Consider the following 22364-nt stretch of genomic DNA (forward strand, 5'->3'; position numbering starts at 1 on the left):
GGGTGACCTTTAAGTGCCACCCCTGGTGATCTTCCATATTCTTTTTTTACTAATGGACTGATTGATTCAAGTGTTTTCTACCCTTTGGCAGCGCTTGTACGATAGATTTGCGTATGCATACTTCCTTGAATGATATTTTTCAGGAAGAAGTCGCCAATGAGTTTTAGGTATTTCTCGTCATCAAACATTTTTTTATCCTGAAGCTCCATCTCAGCTAGTCCGTCATAAGTCGACAGAAGAGCATATGTATGATCCTGTCCAGAAATGGGGGATAAAATCTCTACTTTTTGATCGAAATGCTCATTTCTAAATTTTTGCAATTCCTTCAAATTTTCCATTGCATCTTGAAATTTATCCTGTTTGATTTCAAATGTCTGATAAACAAAAACTGTCATCATTAGCACCCCTAGAAATAATTAACCTACTCCATAACAATAGAATGGTCCTAGATGTGGGCATTTATTCTACAATTTTAAACAAAATTTAATAACAGTTATGGAATTTGTCCGTCAAGTCACGTGGGCTTGCCCCGTGGAGTTAGTCAGGGAAGGAGTGCTTGAATTCCTTGATATCCAAAGTAAAGCCCGAAGCCAATTAGTGACAAACCTGATAGGACGGATACTATAATGAGGCTTTTGTAGTTTAGATAATTTCGGAGACCAGAGGTTAAAGCAGCTACAAGTATATCCCAAACCGCCAAGCCTAGAAAAATCATACTACTGTATACCAATAAGTGACCGGTCCCATATGAGGAAGCCGTTTTGGCAAGGATTGAACCATATATCCCTAACCAGAACAAAATCGACAAAGGGCTTGTAATAGACATAATAAAACCGGTTAGAAAGCATCTGAATAGGGAATCTTTTTGCCTTCGATTATCAAATGAAAATTTATTTGCCCCTAAAATACTCTCAACTCCCGAGTAAATGAGTACAAATCCCCCAAAAAGCCACAGGAAAATTTGAATGATAGGGATGTCCAAAAAGTTAACAAGTCCTAAATAAATCATAATCATGAAAATTCCATCGGCAATCATTGAACCTGTTCCGACAATCCATGCATGCCAAAAGCCATTTTTAATCCCTTTGTCCAATCGAGCAGAGTTAACTGGGCCGATTGGAGCAGCTAGAGTTATACCTAAAAAGATATAACTAACTAATAAATTTACACTAATATTCAAAGGTACCCACTCCCAAGGCTCGTTATAAGTTTTTACATCTTATGAACAAGGTTTGGAATTTAAAACTCCTTGTCCCAATAAAAATGCCTCCACCTCATTATCTGGGGGAGACATAGGTTTCATTTCGATAAATCACCTTATCCTTCCTCAATTATATTCTCAGGCTTTTTCTTTTTTGAGGAATTTAGTTATTAGGGTCGTTTGAATGATTTTCTAGTTTCAGTTAGTGGGGATGTCTGCTTGTCACTTCTAACATCCTTAAAACTAGTTGGGAATAAAAACAGCATCATCACAACACTAAACATACATAGAAGGCTAAGTGAAAAGTAGAGAAGCTTTTTAGTTGTTTTCTTTAAGTAGGAGGCTATCGCCATCTTAAAAAAAACAAAAAAGAGAATCAGGAAAATAATGATTAGTATTTCTCCCATGGTCATCCCTCCTAAAATTTTGAGGTACCTTACGAACAAAAATCCAGTGTAAGTTTTAATGGTAATCCTATGGTTATGGGAAATACGAAGAATATGAGGAGATTCGTTTCCTATTATATAAGGTATGAAAAATTTAATATTATAACACAAAAACCATCAATTTATCCAACCATTATAGGATGTAAATTTCCTTTTGTTACCCTGGTGCTATATCACTATTATATTTACGGTTTATCCCTTCCAAGTTAACCAAGAGTATAAGTAAGTGAAGTATATATAAGATTTGTAACATTCTAACGACCCATATTTACTGATGTATAGTTGTTCGCCTTAACAGCCTGTACGAGGATTACATAGTATACAGTACAAAGATGAAAGGAGGGAATATCTTATGGGTTACTTTAATGATGATGTCGCAGGACTTTTCACAAGTGACGGAAAAAGAAGAGACGATGTTGCAGGTGCTTTTACTGGACGCCGTCGCAAGAGAGACACAGGAGACGTAGCAGGTGTTACTGACAGAAGACGCAAAAGAGACGATGATGATGTACTTGGAACTTTTGATAACTTCAAGATTCCAGTGAAGGCTTTTGTTGACAGTGAAGACATTTGCCGTGCAGTTCGCCGTTGTCTAATTAATGATCTCGTTGCTGGAATTCGAGATGAAGACGATGACGACAGGAAGAAAAGACGTCGTAGAAGATAAGGACTGGACACCCTAAACAACCTCCTAGAAACCCTTATGGCCATATGGCTTTAGGGGTTTCTTTTTTCTTATGTTAGCAGTATTAACAACCACGTCTAATACACAGCCTTAGCAATAGATAGTAGCTAAAAACAAGGAATTTGTTCAATCATGAGCAAATTTGACATAAAGACATGAATGTTTTGTGAATTGCATTAAAAGGATATTGAACCGCGGCCCTTACCCGAATACGCTAATCTATATGCTAAGAAAAATGGAGGCAAAGATATGGAGCTCAAAAGAAGAACTCTGCTCAAGGCGACAGCAGTTTCATTGACAATGGCCGCTGCCGGTTGCAACCAATTAGAAGGAAAACCAGCATCCGTAGAAAGGTCTGCTTCGGTAGAGCCTGATGAATGGAAACCATCCGTTTGCCGTTTTTGTGGGACAGGTTGTGGAATGCTCATAGGCATCAAAGATGGAAAAATTATCGCAACAAAAGGCAATCCCAATAACCTCTCGAACAAAGGGTTAAATTGTATTAAAGGGTATTATGCAGGGAAAATTTTATTTGGAAAAGATCGGATTACGAAACCTTTAATTCGTGAAGATAAAAGCAAAAAAGGAACGATGGGAGGGTTTAGGGAAGCAACTTGGGAAGAGGCGTTAGAATTAATTTCGAAAAAAATGCGTGAAGCCCATGACACAGATTCAAATTCTATTGCTTTCTGGGGGTCAGGTCAGCAAACCATTACGGAAGGCTATGCAGCGGTTAAATTATGGAAAGCTGGAATGCTAAATAACAATATTGACCCTAATGCAAGACTATGTATGGCCAGTGCCGTAACGGGTTTTATGAGTACGTTTCAATCTGATGAGCCAATGGGGGCATACGAGGACCTTGATCAAACGGATGTCTTCGTTACTTGGGGAGCAAATGTAGCCGAGATGCACCCAGTGCTTTACTCTAGACTAACTGCAAGAAAACTTAGTGCCCCTGGTGTGCTGCACTATGACTTAACAACAAGGAAATCACGAACTTCCGAATCAGCCGACATCACAATGGTTTTCCGACCACAAACAGACCTTGCAATCGCTAATGCGATTGCTAATTATCTAATCCAGAATGACAAATATGATAAAAAATTTGCTGAAGAACACCTGCAATTTAAGGCAGGAACAGAGAACCTCGGACATTCACTTGAAGATGACTATGATTCTAGTGAAGTTGGACAAGCGGCAGATAAAAACTGGCCTATTTCTTTTGATGAATATAAAGAACGATTAAGTGAGTATACCTTTGAGAAGGTCTCTACACTCTCAAATGTAGCTGTTGAAGATTTGCGGTCACTTGCTCAACAGTTTGCTGACCCTGAAAAGAAAATCGTCTCGTTATGGACAATGGGTGTCAATCAACATACACGGGGCACATGGATCAATAACCTGATATATAATTTGCATCTCTTAACTGGAAAGATATCAAAGCCTGGAAGTGGACCATTTTCATTAACTGGTCAGCCAAGTGCTTGTGGTACGGCTAGAGAAGTAGGCGTCTTCTCCCATCGTTTACCTTCAGATATGGTCGTGAACAATCCTGAGCATAGACAATATGCAGAATTGGTTTGGAATCTTCCTAAAGGCTACTTGGACCCAATCGAGAAGCCGGGTTTCCATACGATTAAAATGTTCCGAGAACTAGGCTTAGGAAATATTAAATTCCTATGGAGTATGTCCAATAACTGGGGCCAAAGCTTACCGAAACTAAACCGTTTTAGCGGTAAGGATGAGGACGGTAAGGGCGTGTTGGATGCCTTTATTGTTGTCTCCGAAGGGTACCCGACAAAATCGACTAAATTGGCAGATGTTGTTCTTCCAGTGGCGATGTGGATTGAACGTGAAGGACAGTTTGGAAATGCCGAAAGACGAACGAATATCTTTGAAAAGCTTGTTGAACCACCAGGTGAATCAAAGCATGATTTGTGGGCAATTATCCAGGTTGCAAAAAGAGTTCTTGAACGGAAAAAGATTGGTGATCAACCAGCTTTTGATGTTTTATTTGGAAATGTTTGGGATTACGAAAAGAATGACGTCCTAGAAGACCAACGTGAGTTGAATAAAACGTTATTTGAGGAATACCGATATTTTACGAATCCGCATGAACATTCAAGCCTAAAGGTTCAAGAATTAGGGAAAAAGTTAAAATTAACTGCCAAGCAGCTGGCGCCTTATGAAGAGTATCTTAAACAAGGGCTGACCTGGCCAGTTCGCAATGTTAATGGTAAATGGCTTGAAACAAGTTGGCGTTATGCCGATGGCAAACAAGAAGACGGATTTGATCAATATGGAATTGAGGAGTTTGGGGAACAAGGAAAATATAAAAATATCGATTTTTACAAGTCGGTAGACCATCGTCCTTCTGTGATTTTTCGACCTTTTGAAGATGCAGCAGAAATTCCAGATAAAGAATACCCTTTTTGGCTATGTACAGGCAGGGTCCTTGAGCACTGGCATACCGGCTCTATGACAAGAAGGGTTCCAGAATTGCATCGAGCGGTACCAGAGGCGTTCTGTGAGTTAAACCCTGAAGATGCGAAGGAACTTGGCGTCATTCGTGGCGACAAAATTAAGATTGTATCAAGAAGGGGAGAAGTAACGATAAAAGTAGAAACCAAAGGAACAGGGACTCCCCCTAAGGGCCTCATTTATGTACCATTCTTTGCGGAAGAAACCCTAATTAATCTGGTTACTCTGGATGCTTATTGCCCGATTTCTAAACAGCCAGACTTTAAAAAATGTGCCGTGAAAATTGTAAAGGCTTAGGGAGGCGGGACCGATGAAATCAAAAAAATTGCTTTATATTGGATTGTTCATCTTTGTTTTTGCTTTAGCAATCGTTGTGACGGTTGTGGTTGATGGTGGGAAGAGGAGTGAGGTAAGTTCTGAGCTAGACAGTCCAATTCTTGTCCAATTAGAGGAAGAGGGTCGCCCTAACGCAGAAACAATGGGGTTGGTCGGGGCACCGCCCATGAAACCGGTTGACCATATTGACCGTTGGGTACCAGAGTTACGGCATCAAGGGTGTTTATCTTGCCACCAAAACGGAGCTTCTGGAGCACCAAAGCCAACTGCGGATCATTATTATCTAGAGGATCAAGACGGACAAATTTTTCGTGACAACTGTATTCAGTGCCACGCAGATCAAAGTGGTCAGAAAACAGTTTTCAATAGTGAAGAGTGAAATCGGAGGAAATAAGAAATGATTATTTCTGGATTATATGTGGAGACTGTCCCAGGAAAGGCCGAGGATGCCGCTAAAGAGTTAGGCAAAATGAAGGGGGTTGAGATTCATCATATTGAAAAAAATCACAAAATTATTCTTACGATAGAAGCCGATACGGTTGACCAAAGTTATAAAATTTCGGATACCTTTAAACAGATTCCTAGCATCCTATTGGTTTGTCTGGTTTACAATCATTTTGAAGAAGAACCTAATTATCTTGAGGCAGTAATCAGCCAATGACCAATCGAGTAAATCGCCGTCAATTCCTCTCTCTAAACTTGGATGCAAGTGTTGGCTTTCTTGGGAATCTATTTTTTTCACAAGTGGAAACAGACCGTTATTTTTTCAGGCCCCCTGGAGCAGGAGATGAAGTTGCGTTTTTAACGTCTTGTACCAGGTGTGGAGTATGCAAGGAAGCTTGTCCAGAGGACAGCATTAGTCTTTTCTCAATCAAAAGTGGAGCGAAGTTAGCGCGCACCCCGTTTTTAAATCCGAATGTCAGTCCTTGTACCATGTGTGGGAAATGTATCGATGCTTGTGAAGCAGGAGCCTTAACCACAAGCCTAGCTAGTGGTGGGAAATCCAAAAGAATAGGACGGGCTGAGGTTCAACAAGGACATTGCTTGACCTTTAAGGGCATTTTATGTGAATACTGTATCAGAGCATGTCCTGAAGAAGGAGCACTAGCAGTTAGCAATGGAAAACTGGTCGTGAATACACAGAACTGTACAGGGTGTGGACTTTGTGTTTCAAGCTGCATTTCAGAGTCTGCCGGAGTCTGGGTAAAAAATTAAAAAAAGAAAAACTCTCCTCATCTTTTGTAACGAGTTCGGATTTCGAATACAAAAACTAAATTAGCACACCAATTAGCAGTCCTATTCGCAACTGAATTAGACTGCTTCTTTTGTTGATATATATGGGGGATAATAAAATGAACGGTAAATCCGCCCTGAATTTCGAACCCCTTATAACATAGTGTCATAAGTTTTTGTTAGCATGAAAATTCGCATGCTAATTGTTATACCAATTGGTGTGCGGGAGGGTGTTGATGTCTGAGAGGCAGCTAAATGAAGCAGACATTCTTTCTTATCCTTAATTGAGTAACCACTGATAATTTAAATAAGCGGAGTTTTTCCCGTTAGCCTGCAGAATAGAGCTAGGTCGGTGGATATAAGAGGAGTTTTTCCCGTTAAGACAAAGCAAAATGGTCCATTTTCATGTTTTTCGATTAAATAGGGGGAATATTTCCCTCTATTTAATCTATTTTTTGTGCTATTTCCTCATTAAAAGGAATTTCTCCACTTATTTTAGTAGCTCATTTCCTGGCAATTCTTTTTCTCATTCATTTATCGTTTTTTAACATTATTTATTGGTCTAAATGGAAGGGTGTTCGGGAGAGTTTGTAAGGGTTTTCATATTGACATTTTTTAAAAACGATGGTAAATTTAAGGAGCCGATTGCACGGGTTAGAAAACGCAATTAGCTTGTTCGAAAATGATATGGTTTGAATAAGTTGAGTATGAATGCATTGCTAAACGTTGTAAATGGCAAAAACAACACGGCTATAGTTAGATAGCCAATCTAGGAGGATTTTTTTAAATGAAAAACGGTAAAGTTAAATGGTTTAACGCTGAAAAAGGTTTCGGATTCATCGAGACTGAAGATGGCAATGACGTATTCGTTCATTTCTCTGCTATTCAATCCGAAGGTTTCAAATCTTTAGATGAAGGTCAAGAAGTTTCCTTCGAAGTAGTTGAAGGTGCTCGTGGACCACAAGCTTCTAACGTTGTAAAACTATAATTAAATTTAACTATAAAACTCTAAGCCCAGCCATTTTGGTTGGGCTTTTTTTAGTTCCATTTTACGGTACTGATTGATTTACACCTTCTCTATGAGCTTTTTTTGCTCATTTTTAGAGCCCACATATTCCCATCATCCCAGAAAGCCCTATGGTATTTAAATTGATCTTGTTGTACCTCGTTCATTCCATAATTTCTTTCAGGATTGTTTACAGTACGCCAGTGTTCAGGATGTCTTAGCCTTTTTCTTTTATTATCATGAGTTCTTCCAGTGTCGCTGTCATCCAGTAAGGCTGTCGTTCGAAGCTTATATTTTCCAGCTTTAATTCCTCTTACAATTTCTTGGACTTCTTCGCAAGGATCACAGGTGCCTATATCATCTTCTAACCCATGAGACTCACGGCTTTCACTCATGCTACTCGTAGTTAACTCGTCTGTAAATGAATCCGTATAGTGCGTTTTAGGTTGTGGGGAACCGAACATGATAACATCAAAAATGTTCTTCTTTGGCGTTTCTATCCCTTTGTCCCCCCCAGTAAGTTCCCTATAATCAGTACTTTCAGTCTTTTCAAGGGTATCACGGCGTTTTTCACGTGGGTGTTGCTTCATAAAGTTATTAAGACCTCTTGCCTCAGCCACCTCAACCGCTTTTTCGATATCATGACTTGAATATGAACGTTTCAAAACCAAACCTCCCTTATGTTTATTTCTTGTTCTATTAATAAAATACTGTAATGACCTAAAAAGGTGGTAGGCTAGTGCGTATTTTTTATAAAAATGGACGAATGATTTAGAGGACATGGTCCCCCTTTACATACGATTTAATAAAAGGAAAAAGGGGGAGTATCATGAGCATTCCTATTTACAACCTAAATCTTGAACCCCTAGACTTAAAAGAACTCCAGCGAGACGTATGGATTGACGATCCATTCCCAGCAAAGCTCTTGATTCAAAGAGAAAAGTTGGATGTTGATATCGCTTATCGTGGTTCCCATATTCGCGAGTTTAAAAAAAAGTCTTACCATGTTGGTTTTTATCATCCACCTACTTATCAAGGTGCGCGAGAAATTCATCTCAATGCAGAATATAAAGATCCTTCATTCATTAGAAACAAGCTATCCCTTGATTTTTTTTCGGAGATCGGTTGTCTATCGCCAACGTCTAAACATGTTTTCTTAAATCTGAATGGGAAGGCCGAAGGGATTTACTTAGAGCTTGAATCAGTCGATAAACAGTTTTTAGTTAAAAGAAACCTCCCTTTAGGGGCCATTTTTTATGCCGTAAATGGGGATGGGAATTTTTCGTTACTAAGTGCGATTGATAAGAAAGCGAAAGCATCGCTCATTTCTGGTTATGAAAGGAAATACGGTAATCAAAAGACCGAACTGTATTTAGAAGAAATGATTGTAAAGATTAATACCTTATCTCGTGCAGATTTTAAAAGGGAGATTGTTAGAATCCTAGACGTTGAAAAATATCTACACTGGCTAGCAGGGGTCGTGCTTACCCAAAACTATGATGGATTTGTTCATAATTATGCTTTATATCGAAATGGTGCTGCAGGACGTTTTGAATTGATTCCATGGGATTATGATGCTACCTGGGGGAGAGATGTCCATGGAAGGCTTTTAGCTCATGACTTCGTGCCAATCAATGGTTTTAACACCTTAACTGCTAGAATTCTGGACGTGGATTCCTTTCGAAGTCGCTATCAACAAATCTTAGTGGAGCTGATAAATGCCTCTTTTACTTTAGAACAGATGAACCCTAAAGTAGAGCGCCTTGCCAACAATCTACGACCGTACGTTCTTAAAGATCCCTATAAAAAACATGCAATCGAACAATTTGACCGAGAACCCACTGTGATTGCAGAGTTTATTGAAAAGAGACGAAGGTTTATTAAAGAACAATTGTATAAATTAAATTGATATAAGGCTAAACAAGGATGCATTAATAGTAAATATTGATGCATCCTTTTTTTATTTTTTTTCGATATAGTTCTTGGTAGATTCTTTCTGTATTTATTGGTAAAATAAGAACAAATGTTCCTTTTATAGGGCTTGGCAAATTTTCATTACATATGGTGTTTAGCAGGACACGCCCCTGTGTTTAAAAGGAGACATGTGCTTGGAATTGTTTCCTTATTTTGTCCGGCTTAAGGAGATAACTTGTCTGCTATAATAATAGCATTGCAGATAGAGATAAAGGAGAGGTGAAGAACTTGAAATTTATCCATACAGGAGATTGGCATTTGGGTAAGCTCGTTCACGGAATTTATATGACGGAAGATCAGCGTTTTCTGCTCAACCAATTTATCGAAGTAGTAGCCGAAGAGAAACCAGATGCGGTCGTGATAGCTGGTGATCTCTATGACCGTTCGGTGCCGCCAATCGATGCCGTGGAGCTTTTAGACGAGGTGCTTTTTAAGATAAATGTTGAGCTTAACATTCCGATTGTTGCGATAGCAGGAAATCATGATAGTGCCGAGCGTCTTTCTTTTGGAAGCTCTTGGTATAGACATAATCATTTTTATTTAACAGGAAAGTTAACTGCCGACCTACACCCGGTTAAGGTTAATGGAGTCAATTTCCACCTAGTTCCATACGCTGAGCCTGGACAAGTCCGCCACCTTCTTGATGACCCATCAGTTCATTCCCATCAAGATGCGATGAAAGCGCTCATTGGTAGAATTGAAGAAAATATGAATCCAAACGAACCGAATGTCTTGGTTGGACATGCCTTTGTCCTTGGGGGTGAGACTAGTGAATCGGAACGAACTTTGTCGGTAGGCGGGTCAGGGTGTGTAACTTCAGATTTGTTTGCCCCTTTTGCCTATACAGCATTAGGCCACCTGCACAGTCCAGATGCGATTCGCCATGACAAGATTAAATACTCAGGTTCATTGATGAAATACTCTTTTTCGGAAGCGAAACAGCGGAAATCAATTTCTATTATTGAAATGAAGGAAAATGGGAGTTTTGATATTAGACAAAGAACTCTAAATCCAAGGCAAGATATGCGGGAAGTAGAAGGCCATCTCGAGGAACTACTTGATCCACAATTTTATGATAAGCAGAAGGTGGATGATTACCTAAAAGTTACACTTCTTGATGGTGGTTCTTTAATTGACCCAATCGGCAAGCTGAGGCAAATCTATCCGAATGTCCTTCACCTAGAAAGGAAGATTGAGTCAGTAGATGAAAAGCAATTATCCCATTTCAATTCTTTTAAAGATGACAAAAAATCAGAAATTGACTTGTTTGAACATTTTTACCGGGAAATGACAACGGCTGAGTTCACCGATGATAAGCGTGAGGTTATGTCGGGTATTATGAATAAAGTCCTGAAAGCGGAGGGACAAAGATGAAACCATTAAAACTAACTCTACAGGCTTTTGGACCCTATGCAGGAACGGAAATTATTGATTTTACTAGACTTGAAAATCGGACGATGTTTGTTGTTTCAGGTAAAACTGGTTCCGGGAAGACTACGATTTTTGACGGGATTAGTTATGCAATTTACGGTAAGGCAAGTGGAGAAGACCGTAATGGTACCGATCTTCGTAGTCAGTTTGCTAAGGATGAAGTATTGACAGAGGTTAGTCTTGATTTCTCACTTCGTCAAAAAACCTATCGAATTACCCGGTCTCCTCAGCAGGAAAAGCGGAAAGAGCGTGGAGATGGCTATACAACCGTTGGGGCAAAGGCTGAGCTGTATCTTATAGAGAGTGACAATGCTCCGAAACTACTAGCAGCCAATGTTCGCGATGTGGACGAAAAAATTAAAGAAATAATGATTATAGATAGCAATCAGTTTCGCCAAATTCTAATGATTCCCCAAGGGGAATTTAGAAAACTATTAACTTCTGATAGTAAAGATAAAGAAGTAATCCTGCAGAGGCTCTTTCACACTGAAATATATAAAAAAGTAGAGGAGCGGCTGAAAGAGGAAGCCACAGAACTTAAAAAGACTGTTGAAGTCCAAATCGATGAGCGAAATGCTACCCTTCGGAGGGCGCATTCCTTTGAAAAGGAAGAATTAAAAGAATATCTTGAAGGTGCTAGTACAAATGATGTCCTAATGATTCCTTTGATAAAAGAAGAAATTGTTGCGATGGAGGTAAAACTAGCAGGTTTAAATGAAGCAAAAAACGATAAGCAACAAAAGCGGGACCGGGTGCAGCAACAGCTCTTTGAAGCTGAATCCATTTTAAAGCAGCTCCAGGTGATGGAAGGACTTCAACAAAAGAAGATTGAACTTGAAGGACAAAGAGTAGTTTATGAGGCAAAGGAACAAGAAATACAAAATGCCAAAAAGGCGGCAATTCTTGAAAGTCAAGAGTCGCTATGTCATAGTCTGAAAAAGGATCTTGATCAGGTGGAGGCATTCTTGAAGTCCACTTCTGAGAAAATCGCTGGTTTAACAGAAAAACTGAATGTAAGTAAGCAAGAGTTCGAACGTCAAACAAATCGGGAACAAGAGCGGAAGGATGCGGCTGAGGCAGTCAGTCGGCTAGAACATATGAAAGACGATGTAAAAGCTTTTTCGGGGATGAAACAGGAAACGGAACACGTACACCAAAGTCTGACTTCGGTTCAAAAGCAAAATGAGCAATGTGAAATTTCAGTACGGCAAGCTGAGGAAAAGCTGACAACCTTACAAATTAATAAAGAAGAGATAGAAAAATCACAACTTACCTTCCTAGAGGGTGAACGGACAATTGAAAAACTTGAACATGAATTGGACAAGCTAAAAAAATACGAAACAATTACGCATCGAATTCAGAAAGGTAACCTAGAAAATGCTAAGCGAAGAGCTGAATTGGAAAATGCCGAAGCAAGACTCCGCGATGGGAAAGCACTAGTTCTAACTCTCGAACAAACATGGTTGCATTCGCAGGCAGCTGTATTAGCTAGCAATTTAACTTATGGCCATGAATGTCCGGTTTGTGGCTCAGAACATCATCCTAAGCCAGCTAGAGCTGACGAGGGGGCAATTCCTACCGAGAAGGATATTAAAGCTGCCAGAGAACAAGTAGATCTCTTAGAGAAAGAAAAAAATAGATGCGAAAAAGTTTTTATGGAGATAAGCCTCGCACTAAATACACTAGTAGAAAATGGCGAGGAATTATTATCTAATCTTAAGGGTATACATCCTGATTTTGCTGATGCAGATGAATTACCGAATCGCATCCTAACAGTGGAATCCAAGCTTTCTCAGCTTGTCACAGACCAACAAACAGCTTCTAGTAAAATCAAACGTCTACCGCTAGTGAGAGAAGAGCTAACAAAGTTTGAAAACTTGAAAGTAGAGCTAGTGGAGAATAAGAAAACACTTGAAAGTGAGTTGCAACAACTTACGATTCAATATACGGAGAAAAAAACGACATTGGCACGAATGATGGATAGTATCCCTGAGGATTTGCGTTCCTGGCAGGCATTTGAAGAACAGTATAAACATGCTATTCGTACCCAGGAAGATTTGGCTAGGCAGCTTGAAATGGCGCAACAGCGATACCAGGATGCTAAGGATTTACTAGATAAGGAAAATACTCGCTCCGAAGAAGCGGAAAAGCGACTCTATGAGACGAAAACAAAATTAGCTGATGAGCGTGCTACTTTTATAGAAACGATGAATCAACAAGGCTTTGAAACCTACTCTCACTATCGGGAAGCGAAACGAGAGGACGCGATGATTGAAAAACTAGAAGCGGAAACCCGTAATTATCGCGAAGAGTTTCGTTCTGTTTCGGATCGATTAGAAGAATACACAAAGCTATTAAAAGATGTAAAACGTCCTGATATTGATGGTGTGCGCAAAGCTTTATTAGAGCTCGATAGGTTAATTACAGACATAGAGAAGGAATATCAAAATCTCTATATTAAGTTGCGTGAGAATGAACAGATTGTCGCTACTGTCGAGAGCATCAATGAGAATATAAAGTCATTAGAAGAGCGGTATAAACTAATTGGACATCTTTACGAAATTTCGAAAGGACAGAATACGTATCGAATTACTTTTGAACGCTTTGTTCTGGCTGCGTTTCTTGATGATATTTTGACTGAAGCGAATGTACGGTTGGGAAAAATGACAAGTGGCCGTTATAAACTGCTGCGAAAAACAGACCGTTCGAAGGGGAATATCCAGAGTGGACTAGAACTGTTGGTTTTTGACCAGTATACGGGTCAAACACGCCATGTAAAAACACTCTCGGGTGGGGAAAGCTTCAAGGCATCCCTTTCCTTAGCACTTGGATTAGCTGATGTTGTTCAAAATTATGCCGGTGGGGTATCACTAGAGACGATGTTCATCGACGAAGGTTTCGGAACGCTTGACCCTGAATCACTTGATCAAGCAATCGAGGCATTGATAGATATCCAAAGTAGCGGTCGCTTAGTCGGGATTATTTCACATGTACCTGAATTAAAAGAACGGATTGATGCCCGCCTAGAAGTGACTGCTACCCAATCAGGAAGCGAAACAGAGTTTTATTTTTCAGTTTAAAAAGCAGATTTTAACCATCTACCATGAAGAATCCAAAGAAGGGTCCACTTTATTCCAATGTGTGCCCTTCTTTTTTAAAAATTCAATGAGTATGAATTCTTCCGATAGAAGCATTTGTGATAGATTATTAACTAAGGTAGTTAAAGCTAACTTAAGGAGGTCCATGACAAATATGCAGAAGCGTATTGGGATTGATGCTGGCGGTTCCTTGGTCAAAATTGTTATTGAAGAAAAAGGAAAGCTTACATATAAAAAATATCCGATTGAAAAGCTAGACGATGCAGTGGGGTGGCTAGCCATTCTAGCTCAGCAAGCTGAAGTGAACGTAACTGGAGGCAAGGCTGAGTATTTAAGGAAAAGGTACTTTCCAAATGCTAAGGTGGTAACGGAGTTTGATGCCTCATGTGAAGGGGCTAGGTATTTAATTAAAAAGTCCAGACTTAAAATAGCCTCTAAGTTCATGCTAGTTAACATCGGGACCGGAACCTCTTGGTACTTAATTGAAGCTGAGAAAACAGAAAGAATACTCGGAAGTGGTATTGGCGGCGGAACATTTATGGGGTTGGGGAAACTTCTTTCCACTAGGACTGAATATTCTCAACTTGTCGAACAAGCAATTGAAGGCGACAAAGCCAATATTGACTTGTTAGTAAAGGATATCTATCACCCTGAAGATCCACCTATTGAAGGGACATTAACGGCAAGTAATTTTGCAAAAGCAGCAGAAACTGTAGCCCATTCTGAATCAGACCGAATAGCGGCTATCGTGAATATGATAGCGGAAACCATCGTACTCCTTAGTAACCAAACAGCAAAACTTCACCAAACCCAGGAGATTGTTTATATCGGTAGTACGCTCATTGAGAACTCAACTTTGCAGGCTGGATTAGAGCGTTTTTCATCAATGGTTGGTCTTACTCCGCATTTCTTGCAAGACGGAGAATATTGTGGGGCAATTGGGGCACTAATTGTTTGAAAAATCGTTTCTTGAACAAAAGTGACATTCAAGGTAGAGTATTAGAGGTAGAAGAGATAAAAGAAGGTGTCAGTATTGAGCAAACGATATTTTACTATCGGTATGGCTGGCCATATCGATCACGGAAAAACGACATTAACGAAAGCGTTGACAAACGTCGATACAGATCGTTTAAAAGAAGAAAAAGAACGGCAAATCTCCATAGAGCTTGGCTTCGCTCCATTGTATGAAGATGATGAGCTACAAATTTCCGTTGTCGATGTGCCAGGACACGAGCGGTTCATCCGTCAAATGATTGCTGGAGTTGCCGGTATCGACTTAGTTGTTCTTGTCGTTGCCGCCGACGAAGGGGTTATGCCGCAAACAAGGGAGCATCTGGATATCTTGGGGTTCCTAGGTATTAAAGCTGGAATCATAGCGGTAACGAAGATTGATCGAGTTGAGGAAGAATTCATTGATCTTGTCAAAGATGATATCTTAGGCGAGTTAGAAGGAACCGTTTTTGAGGACGCGCCTTTTATGATGGTGGATTCACTGTCTAAAAAAGGGATTGAAGAGTTGAAATCACAAATTATCGAGACCTTGAAACAACAAGAGGTTCGTGATTCTCGTGGAGCCTTTCGCTTGCCAATTGACCAAGTGTTCACAGTAAAAGGACAAGGAACTGTGGTCAGAGGAACAGTTTATGAGGGAAGTGTTGAAGAAGGGCAACTTTTAAAAGTTATGCCGAAAGGACTTGAAGTCCGGGCGCGTCAATTGCAGGTACATCATAAGCCAGCTTCCTCAGCCTTTGCAGGTCAACGAGTGGCTATTAATCTGTCTGGTGTTTCTAAGGAAGACATTGAACGCGGGGAAGTACTTGTATCTTCTGAGCAGTTTATAGTAACGAGAACTCTTGATGTCGCCATCAAGGTGGTCGAAGATCTTGAGTACTTAGTTAAGCAACGAACTCCAATCAAATGTCACATCGGAACAGCAGAAGTAATGGGGAGAATTGTCTTTTTTGACCGGAATGAATTAAAAGAAGAAAATGAAGAGATCCTTTGCCAGCTCCGCTTAGAAGAGGAGATTGTCACGAAGCGGGGAGATCGTTTTATTATTCGCAGACCGAGCCCACAGGAAACAATTGGTGGTGGCTGGGTTATCGACCCTCGTGGTAATAAATACCGTTTTGGTGAAAAGACGATTGAAGAGCTTGAAAAGAAGAAAGTTGGTACTCCAATAGAACGTGTATCAGCGGCTTTATACGAGGCAAAAAGCTTACCACTAATTGAGTTAATTAAACGAACTGCCCTTGATGAGGAAACATTAAAAGATACTCTTCAGAGTGAAGAATTTGTCTTATTTAATGGGAAGGAATATACGCTAGCAAAGCTAATAGAAGCGATTGAGGATGATATTACAGACAAGCTAGAAGATTTCCATCGGGAAAATCCAATGCGCCAGGGATTAAATAAGGCTGAGCTTCTTCAAAATATGCAAAAAACGTTTCCTAAAAACCTACTGGATTTTGTTGTTGAAAATGGGTTTAAAAAGGGGATTTATACCCGGAAAGATCAATATGTAAAAACCGCCTCTTTTGATCCTCATGTTCCAAAGAATTGGGAAAAACGGACAGAAAATCTATTAAAAGAATTAAGAAAAGATGGATTAAAGGTTCGTTATCTAAAGGATTATTTCAAGGAAGCAGGGATTCCAGAAAACCTTTCTGGAGAACTAAAAAGATTTCTTGAAGAACAAAGGGCGATTGTTCCATTAGATGATCAATATTACTGGGATATGGAATTATTCGAAGAAGCTGTAGCGAAGCTGCGTGGCCACACAGGTCCCGAATTTGAAGTAGGAGAAGCGAAAGAAGCAGTCGACTTGTCAAGAAAGTATATGATTCCATTTCTTGAGCGGCTTGATTCAATGGGCCTTACAAGACGTGTTGAAAACAAACGCGTATGGAGAAAATAACTTAGGTAGCGGACATGATTTCAGTCCGCTGCTTTTTTTGTCTAGGTATACTGTTGAGGTAAAATAAAAAGAGCCTGTACAACTGGTATAGGCTCTGAAGGGGGATATTAAAAGATTAAGAATAAGTAGTATATACTTCTTTTTTATTTTCGCAGAATTGAATACTCACGTTTGTGTCATCAAAAAACCAACGATCATTTGATTCAATAAAAAAAGTAATTCCATTAATTTCTTGCTGGGTTTCAGCTATATTTGGTTCTTCAAGAGAAAAGGCAAGGCTAAAACCTTTATTTTTCTCACCAAATCCAGCGTATTGAGGATAAAGACGAATGGAAAACGGTTTTGGTACTTCGAATTCTGATTCAAACCATTTGTAGGCATTGTTTTCAATTTTAATCATAATGTTGGCACCATCCTTTCGTTAGTTACATTGTAAAGCATATGAGGTTGTTTACCATGTGATTTCTATCACTCGTGATTGCATTGTCATAAAACCTTCAAACATAGCGCAAGGCATTTAAGAATAGGTGTTCAATGGTTTCAGCTATTAAAAAGTTTACTAGATAGAAAAATACACCCCATCTACCAACTCTAGAGTAAGAATAGTAGGAGGGATGTAGATTCTTATTCAAAGAGAACCTTTAGCTTAAAAGGGTCTCTTTTTTACGCATTGCCTCTGGAATATACACACAGAATGGCTCACTTTCCATATAATCACCAGTGACTGCATAGGTTCTTGAACGGGAGCCACCACATACATTCCGGAATTCGCAAACACCGCATTTGCCTTTATAATTATCAGGCTGGCGAAGATCTTTAAAGACCTTTGCTTCACGATAAATCTCAGCTAATGATTGTTCACGAATATTTCCGCCTACGATTGGTAAAAGACCGCTTGGCATTACATCTCCAGTATGCGACACAAAGGCAAATCCGTTGCCATCATTAACGCCTTTAGGCGCACGTTTTAACCCATCGATAGATGAAGCCATATCTTTTGTTAGAGTATCTTCATAGCGGATATCATGTTTATCAACGATATGCTCGCGTGCTTTTTGTTGGAAGACTACTCGACGGTAATGCTGTGCTGCAGTTGTTTTAATATCGAATGGCGCTGTTTTGCTCAGTTCATATAACCAACGGAATACTTTTTCATGTTCAGCAGGTGTTAAACAAGCATCTATTTGACCACGTCCAGTCGGAACTAGTAGGAAAATATACCACATTACTGCTTTCATATCAGTAACGAGCTTAACCATTTCTTCAAGATGGTCATAGTTGTAACGAGAAATGACCGTATTGATTTGAAGCGGCATATTTAATTCATTTAAGTATTTAATTTTTTCTAGAGTTAATTCGAAAGCACCAGGAGTACCCCGGAAATGGTCATGAATTTCAGGTGTTGGTCCATCAATAGAGAAGCCCCAGCGTGATAAGCCTACTTCTTTTGCCCTTGCCATTTTCTCTTTTGTTACACTCGGTGTCGCGCTCGGTGTCATCGAGACACGCATTCCTTTTTTAACTGCATAATCAGCGAGTTCAAAAAGGTCCTCTCTCAACATGCAATCTCCACCAGTAAATACTAGCATCGGATTTCCCATATTATAAATCTGGTCAATTAGGTCGAGTCCCTCTTCATGGTTTAATTCGCGAGGGTCTGGTTTTGTTTGAGCATCTGCCCGACAATGTACACATTTCAGATGACATGCTCTTGTTACTTCCCAAATCACAATAAAAGGATTGACATTAAAATCAATAACACCTGGGTGCATTGCTTTCCCAGCCATTCCATGTCCATTTTGATGTCCGTGCATCTTCATCACCATACTTTTCTTAGTTTAATAGGAGGCATAAAAAATCCTCAACCTCATTCAAGGTATTACAACAATCAATACCTTTTTAATATAATTTTATTATAAGATTAAAAAACATAATCGATTGGTTGGAATGTTACAATTCTCCTACAAAAGGAATTCATTCCACTATTGACGATGAATAAACGATAATACCTTCACTCTCTTGAAAAGAAAGCCTTGAGTTTGTTTCAATCTTTTTAAACAGGTCTTGAATCATTTCTGTTAAAATAGTAACTATTAGCTTTAGCAAAGATTTTAAAGAAATAAACAGGTGTGAAAGGGGAGCGACGAATGATCGACTTACGTAGTGATACAGTCACTAAACCAACAGAGGAAATGAGAAAAGCAATGTATGAAGCAGAAGTTGGAGATGATGTGTATGGAGAAGATCCAACTGTACGTCTTTTAGAAGAAAAAGCTGCAGATATTCTCGGGAAGGAAGCCGCATTGTTGGTGACAAGTGGAACGCAGGGGAATCAGATTGCAGTCTTGACGCACTGTAGACCTGGTCAAGAGATTATCTTAGAAGCTGAATCTCATATTTTTTATTATGAATCTGGGGCGGTCGCTGCTTTAGGCGGGGTTCAAACTAGGACAATAGCAGGAGTTCGCGGGGCTATGAACCCTGAATCGGTCAAAAACGCGATAAGAGGCGTGGATATCCATTATCCTGTTACAGGACTCATTTCTATTGAAAATACTCATAATCGTGCTGGAGGAGCAGTTGTTCCGGTTGAGAATATGAAAGAAATCTATGAAATTGCTAAAGCAAATCAGGTTCCAGTACATATTGATGGAGCAAGATTGTTTAATGCTGCAGAGGGTGCAGGAGTAGAAGTAAAAGACTTTGCTCAGTATGCAGATACCGTTCAGTTTTGTTTATCTAAAGGTCTTGGAGCACCAGTCGGATCGATTATTGCTGGAAGTAAAGAATTTATTCATTCAGCACGAAAATGGAGGAAGATGCTTGGTGGTGGAATGAGACAGGCCGGGATTATTGCAGCACCAGGGTTAATTGCTCTCACAAAAATGAAAGACCGCTTGGGAGAAGATCATGCGAATGCGCGGAAACTGGCAGAGGAGATAGATAATATCGATGGACTTCGCGTCGAAAACAAAGTAGAAACCAATATCGTCGTTGTAGATGTAAAGGAACTTGGGGTTAACTCAGAGGAATTTGTTGCGCATCTGTATTCAGAAGGCGTACTCGCAGGAGGTTTTGGGCCAACGTCCGTTCGATTTGTGACCAATTTTGATGTAAGTGATGCACAACTTGAGGACGCAATTGCAGCGATTTTGATAGCGGCTAAAAAATGCAAATAAAGAAAAACGGGTTCGTCTGTATGGCTAGCATTGTGATTGCTACCATGCAGGCGAGCCCTTTTCCTAGTAAAGAAGATTCTAACTATGAATCCCTTTACCTATATAAATTCCTGGTTTTACCGGTACATTGTCCATTTGCCGATGTCTTGAAAGCCTAATCTTTTATATATTCGCCCTGCGGCTGGATTATCGTAAAACAGGCAGAGGATTTTGTTCTCATCAAGCACATCTTTAATGAGCTTTTGCAGAACATCAGTTGCTAACCCTTTTTGCCGGTGTTTTTTACTAGTGCAGACTCCCACGATCATAGCAGAAACCGAGTTCTCCGCAGTTGTTGAGGCACAAGCAGTTAAAGATCCATTCTCCTCTAGGAAATAGGTCCGCCCGGTGTTGCTTTCCATCGACTGTACCAGCATGTCACGTGCAGTATCACTTACAACGAATTCGTCAATGGTTGACCGTAATTCAATAATAAGATCCACATCGTAAATCGTTGCCTTTTTAATAGGTAATTCAGGTTTCCCTAAGTGAGTATCTGTTCGGCACTCTGCAAAGAAGGTTTCTTGTTTTCTACCAAGTTTAATTCCTGGCATTTTTTCAAATTGTTCAACGATATCTGCCTTGCCAGACATTAGAGGCTCCGTTGTATAGCTCTTAATAATCTCTGTGAAACCATGAATGTCAAAAGCACTCTTCGCATAAGGAATAAATGAATTATGGTATTTTAATAGGACTGCGATTAAATCTCCACAATCGGAAAATTCGCCCCATAATACTTGAAAATTAGCATCATAACCAAATGCTTCGATGTCTCCGATAATAAATAGGTTGATTGATGGTTCATCAGCAAGGAATCGCATAACCTGTTGATGGTCCTTTGCCGCAAGCTTTCTAATCATTCCCAGTCCCCCTGTACCAATGAAAATTTTCCGAATATTGATATTCATTTTAATACAAACATGTATTTAGATACAGGTTTATTTTTAAGTAATAATATATTTTCAGGATGATTGTGGGAGTTTTTCTACAAAATTAATTTTCTTCTACCCCCACAAATTGTTTATGTCCTTCGGATGGTATAGTAAGTACACCATATTAGGAGGTTCGGTATGGCAAAACTATACACCGACATAGATCAATTACTTGATGAAACTGCTGAGATTGCTGAAGAAGCATCGTGCATTATAATGAGCCACATTGAAATTGACCAACTGCTTGATCGTACACGTGATTGGTAAATAATAAACTGTCTCCGTCCAATATATTGGACGGTTATTTTAATTGTAGGCTGTTTTCGTTTAGTTTGTTGTTAAAATCCTAAAGCCGATTTTAACGCAAGAAAAGCTTATTTGTGCTTCATCACTTAGTTGCTGCTCTTTTCTCATACGCTAAATCTATTTTTCAATGAAAAACATGGCATTAAAGTTCTGTTTAAGCTCTGTAAGCAACAATGTTTGAGAAAAGTGCCTGATTGGAGAGACATAAGGCTTTAGTATGATAATCTCTCATTAATATCGGACAAAATGTTTAGGTCATCAATTTTTCGGGTAGAACATATTGTCCACTTATTTTGCCTTGATGGAAGGTGCACTTCATTCATATTCAATTAGGTACAGGATTAATAATAAAGGGGTAATAATTATGGCGGAAGCTGAGGAAGTAACCATTTTCATCGAGGAATTAGGTCGTTTGTTTGATGAATACAAGAAATGTAAGGATGACAGAATCCGTGTGCAAATTATAAAGGATATTCATCTTTTAGCTGAAGCTATCGATCCTGATAATGAAGAGACTAACCATTTTATATAAACGAATCCGCACCCGTCAGTTAGATTGACGGGATTTTTTTTATTTAATATAAGACAAGGATCGACGTCCAAAGTGTAAAAAGGAATTGAAGAGGCTAGCAGAGAATATAGTAATGATAGCACTTGATAGCGGGTTGCCATCAACCTGAGTTGAAAGGGATTAGGTCCAAGTTTGGAGGGGGTAGAAGTGTCTTTTATTTTTAAAGCCATTGACCATATTCAATTGGCAGCTCCTAAAGAGTCAGAGGAGACTGCAAGAAGGTTTTTTATTGATGTTTTGGGGTTTGTTGAAATCGAAAAGCCTGAATCCCTAAAACAAAAAGGGGGAGTTTGGTTCCAATGTGGAAACATACAAGTCCACATTGGAATAGAAGAACCTTTTTCTCCTGCTCAAAAGGCTCACCCGGCATTTGAGGTGGAAAATATAGAGGAACTAAAAAGGCATTTAACCAACCAAGATATTGGGTTTACTGAGGATGGACACTTACCCGGGGCTAATCGAATTTATATAAATGATCCATTTGGAAATCGTATTGAAATATTGGAGTGGAGATAAGAAAAGTTAT

22 protein-coding genes are annotated in these 22364 nt (G+C 39.4%); 15 read left to right on the forward strand and 7 right to left on the reverse strand.

The window, feature by feature from the left end:
- Positions 1-77: 77 nt before the first annotated feature.
- The 3 genes from LG336_RS11230 to LG336_RS11240 all read right to left on the reverse strand — a co-directional run bounded on the left by LG336_RS11230 (position 78) and on the right by LG336_RS11240 (position 1608).
- A complete protein-coding gene (locus LG336_RS11230) occupies positions 78-398 on the reverse strand; it encodes a hypothetical protein (protein ID WP_404332613.1) in 321 nt (106 codons plus the stop codon).
- Between the two features lie 143 nt (positions 399-541).
- Positions 542-1174 carry a LysE family transporter gene (locus LG336_RS11235; RefSeq protein WP_404333138.1) on the reverse strand — a complete coding sequence of 211 codons (633 nt, stop codon included), beginning with the start codon at positions 1172-1174 and terminating at the stop codon, positions 542-544.
- 197 nt (positions 1175-1371) lie between these two features.
- The gene (locus LG336_RS11240) at positions 1372-1608 is read right to left on the reverse strand and encodes a hypothetical protein (protein ID WP_404332614.1); all 237 of its coding nucleotides are present in this window, start codon (positions 1606-1608) and stop codon (positions 1372-1374) included.
- Between the two features lie 391 nt (positions 1609-1999).
- Here LG336_RS11240 and LG336_RS11245 point away from each other — a divergent pair, with 391 nt between their 5' ends.
- From LG336_RS11245 to cspD, 6 genes are all read left to right on the forward strand, one after another.
- A complete protein-coding gene (locus LG336_RS11245; RefSeq protein ID WP_404332615.1) occupies positions 2000-2314 on the forward strand; it encodes a hypothetical protein in 315 nt (104 codons plus the stop codon).
- A 267-nt stretch (positions 2315-2581) separates the two neighbouring features.
- On the forward strand, positions 2582-5113 hold the full coding sequence (gene napA, locus LG336_RS11250) for a nitrate reductase catalytic subunit NapA (protein ID WP_404332616.1): 2532 nt from the start codon (positions 2582-2584) through the stop codon (positions 5111-5113).
- 13 nt (positions 5114-5126) lie between these two features.
- The gene (locus tag LG336_RS11255; protein WP_404332617.1) at positions 5127-5531 is read left to right on the forward strand and encodes a nitrate reductase cytochrome c-type subunit; all 405 of its coding nucleotides are present in this window, start codon (positions 5127-5129) and stop codon (positions 5529-5531) included.
- A gap of 18 nt (positions 5532-5549) precedes the next feature.
- Complete coding sequence (locus LG336_RS11260; protein ID WP_404332618.1) at positions 5550-5813, forward strand: chaperone NapD; 264 nt, start codon at positions 5550-5552, stop codon at positions 5811-5813.
- Positions 5810-6367, forward strand: a complete 558-nt coding sequence (locus tag LG336_RS11265) for a 4Fe-4S dicluster domain-containing protein (protein ID WP_404332619.1) — start codon at positions 5810-5812, stop codon at positions 6365-6367. Before LG336_RS11260 ends, LG336_RS11265 begins: the two co-directional genes overlap by 4 nt.
- Before the next feature lie 805 nt (positions 6368-7172).
- Positions 7173-7373, forward strand: a complete 201-nt coding sequence (cspD, locus tag LG336_RS11270) for a cold-shock protein CspD (RefSeq protein WP_221870707.1) — start codon at positions 7173-7175, stop codon at positions 7371-7373.
- 89 nt (positions 7374-7462) lie between these two features.
- Here cspD and LG336_RS11275 read toward each other — a convergent pair whose 3' ends face one another.
- Entirely contained in the window at positions 7463-8056 is a 594-nt protein-coding gene (locus LG336_RS11275; protein WP_404332620.1) for a CotG/ExsB N-terminal domain-containing protein, read from the reverse strand.
- A 164-nt stretch (positions 8057-8220) separates the two neighbouring features.
- Between LG336_RS11275 and LG336_RS11280 the strand changes: the two genes are divergently transcribed.
- From LG336_RS11280 to selB, 5 genes are all read left to right on the forward strand, one after another.
- A complete protein-coding gene (locus tag LG336_RS11280) occupies positions 8221-9300 on the forward strand; it encodes a CotH kinase family protein (RefSeq protein WP_404332621.1) in 1080 nt (359 codons plus the stop codon).
- A 293-nt stretch (positions 9301-9593) separates the two neighbouring features.
- Complete coding sequence (locus LG336_RS11285; protein ID WP_404332622.1) at positions 9594-10739, forward strand: exonuclease SbcCD subunit D; 1146 nt, start codon at positions 9594-9596, stop codon at positions 10737-10739.
- Positions 10736-13876: an SbcC/MukB-like Walker B domain-containing protein gene (locus LG336_RS11290; protein WP_404332623.1), complete on the forward strand. Its 3141-nt coding sequence runs from the start codon at positions 10736-10738 to the stop codon at positions 13874-13876. Before LG336_RS11285 ends, LG336_RS11290 begins: the two co-directional genes overlap by 4 nt.
- A gap of 163 nt (positions 13877-14039) precedes the next feature.
- Positions 14040-14852: a type II pantothenate kinase gene (gene coaW / locus LG336_RS11295; RefSeq protein ID WP_404332624.1), complete on the forward strand. Its 813-nt coding sequence runs from the start codon at positions 14040-14042 to the stop codon at positions 14850-14852.
- A gap of 75 nt (positions 14853-14927) precedes the next feature.
- Positions 14928-16811: a selenocysteine-specific translation elongation factor gene (selB, locus tag LG336_RS11300; protein WP_404332625.1), complete on the forward strand. Its 1884-nt coding sequence runs from the start codon at positions 14928-14930 to the stop codon at positions 16809-16811.
- 115 nt (positions 16812-16926) lie between these two features.
- Here the strand turns inward: selB and LG336_RS11305 are convergent, their stop codons facing one another.
- Together LG336_RS11305 and LG336_RS11310 are read right to left on the reverse strand one after the other, a co-directional pair.
- Positions 16927-17211: a HesB/YadR/YfhF family protein gene (locus tag LG336_RS11305; protein ID WP_404332626.1), complete on the reverse strand. Its 285-nt coding sequence runs from the start codon at positions 17209-17211 to the stop codon at positions 16927-16929.
- A 241-nt stretch (positions 17212-17452) separates the two neighbouring features.
- Entirely contained in the window at positions 17453-18625 is a 1173-nt protein-coding gene (locus LG336_RS11310) for a TIGR04053 family radical SAM/SPASM domain-containing protein (RefSeq protein ID WP_404332627.1), read from the reverse strand.
- 333 nt (positions 18626-18958) lie between these two features.
- Between LG336_RS11310 and ltaE the strand changes: the two genes are divergently transcribed.
- Positions 18959-19990 (forward strand): low-specificity L-threonine aldolase, encoded by a 1032-nt coding sequence (ltaE, locus tag LG336_RS11315; RefSeq protein ID WP_404332628.1) that lies wholly within the window; start codon positions 18959-18961, stop codon positions 19988-19990.
- Positions 19991-20106: 116 nt separating this feature from the next.
- Here the strand turns inward: ltaE and LG336_RS11320 are convergent, their stop codons facing one another.
- Positions 20107-20889 (reverse strand): GNAT family N-acetyltransferase, encoded by a 783-nt coding sequence (locus LG336_RS11320; protein ID WP_404332629.1) that lies wholly within the window; start codon positions 20887-20889, stop codon positions 20107-20109.
- A gap of 210 nt (positions 20890-21099) precedes the next feature.
- On the opposite strand from LG336_RS11320, the gene LG336_RS11325 reads away from it, so the two are divergent.
- The 3 genes from LG336_RS11325 to LG336_RS11335 all read left to right on the forward strand — a co-directional run bounded on the left by LG336_RS11325 (position 21100) and on the right by LG336_RS11335 (position 22354).
- Complete coding sequence (locus LG336_RS11325) at positions 21100-21228, forward strand: hypothetical protein (protein WP_404332630.1); 129 nt, start codon at positions 21100-21102, stop codon at positions 21226-21228.
- A 403-nt stretch (positions 21229-21631) separates the two neighbouring features.
- Positions 21632-21799 (forward strand): hypothetical protein, encoded by a 168-nt coding sequence (locus tag LG336_RS11330; RefSeq protein WP_404332631.1) that lies wholly within the window; start codon positions 21632-21634, stop codon positions 21797-21799.
- A 186-nt stretch (positions 21800-21985) separates the two neighbouring features.
- Entirely contained in the window at positions 21986-22354 is a 369-nt protein-coding gene (locus LG336_RS11335) for a VOC family protein (RefSeq protein ID WP_404332632.1), read from the forward strand.
- Positions 22355-22364: the final 10 nt, after the last annotated feature.

Origin of the sequence: Mesobacillus maritimus (assembly GCF_044803185.1) — a bacterium.
Classification (GTDB): domain Bacteria; phylum Bacillota; class Bacilli; order Bacillales; family Cytobacillaceae; genus Mesobacillus_B; species Mesobacillus_B maritimus_B.

What these genes read in the sequence shown, in the direction of transcription:
- LG336_RS11230 (WP_404332613.1), bottom strand. Translation starts at nt 398, where the DNA reads ATGATGACAGTTTTTGTTTATCAGACATTTGAAATCAAACAGGATAAA.
- LG336_RS11240 (WP_404332614.1), bottom strand. Translation starts at nt 1,608, where the DNA reads ATGGGAGAAATACTAATCATTATTTTCCTGATTCTCTTTTTTGTTTTT.
- LG336_RS11245 (WP_404332615.1), top strand. Translation starts at nt 2,000, where the DNA reads ATGGGTTACTTTAATGATGATGTCGCAGGACTTTTCACAAGTGACGGA.
- napA (WP_404332616.1), top strand. Translation starts at nt 2,582, where the DNA reads ATGGAGCTCAAAAGAAGAACTCTGCTCAAGGCGACAGCAGTTTCATTG.
- LG336_RS11255 (WP_404332617.1), top strand. Translation starts at nt 5,127, where the DNA reads ATGAAATCAAAAAAATTGCTTTATATTGGATTGTTCATCTTTGTTTTT.
- LG336_RS11260 (WP_404332618.1), top strand. Translation starts at nt 5,550, where the DNA reads ATGATTATTTCTGGATTATATGTGGAGACTGTCCCAGGAAAGGCCGAG.
- LG336_RS11265 (WP_404332619.1), top strand. Translation starts at nt 5,810, where the DNA reads ATGACCAATCGAGTAAATCGCCGTCAATTCCTCTCTCTAAACTTGGAT.
- cspD (WP_221870707.1), top strand. Translation starts at nt 7,173, where the DNA reads ATGAAAAACGGTAAAGTTAAATGGTTTAACGCTGAAAAAGGTTTCGGA.
- LG336_RS11280 (WP_404332621.1), top strand. Translation starts at nt 8,221, where the DNA reads ATGAGCATTCCTATTTACAACCTAAATCTTGAACCCCTAGACTTAAAA.
- LG336_RS11290 (WP_404332623.1), top strand. Translation starts at nt 10,736, where the DNA reads ATGAAACCATTAAAACTAACTCTACAGGCTTTTGGACCCTATGCAGGA.
- coaW (WP_404332624.1), top strand. Translation starts at nt 14,040, where the DNA reads ATGACAAATATGCAGAAGCGTATTGGGATTGATGCTGGCGGTTCCTTG.
- LG336_RS11305 (WP_404332626.1), bottom strand. Translation starts at nt 17,211, where the DNA reads ATGATTAAAATTGAAAACAATGCCTACAAATGGTTTGAATCAGAATTC.
- LG336_RS11310 (WP_404332627.1), bottom strand. Translation starts at nt 18,625, where the DNA reads ATGCACGGACATCAAAATGGACATGGAATGGCTGGGAAAGCAATGCAC.
- ltaE (WP_404332628.1), top strand. Translation starts at nt 18,959, where the DNA reads ATGATCGACTTACGTAGTGATACAGTCACTAAACCAACAGAGGAAATG.
- LG336_RS11320 (WP_404332629.1), bottom strand. Translation starts at nt 20,889, where the DNA reads ATGATTAGAAAGCTTGCGGCAAAGGACCATCAACAGGTTATGCGATTC.
- LG336_RS11325 (WP_404332630.1), top strand. Translation starts at nt 21,100, where the DNA reads ATGGCAAAACTATACACCGACATAGATCAATTACTTGATGAAACTGCT.
- LG336_RS11330 (WP_404332631.1), top strand. Translation starts at nt 21,632, where the DNA reads ATGGCGGAAGCTGAGGAAGTAACCATTTTCATCGAGGAATTAGGTCGT.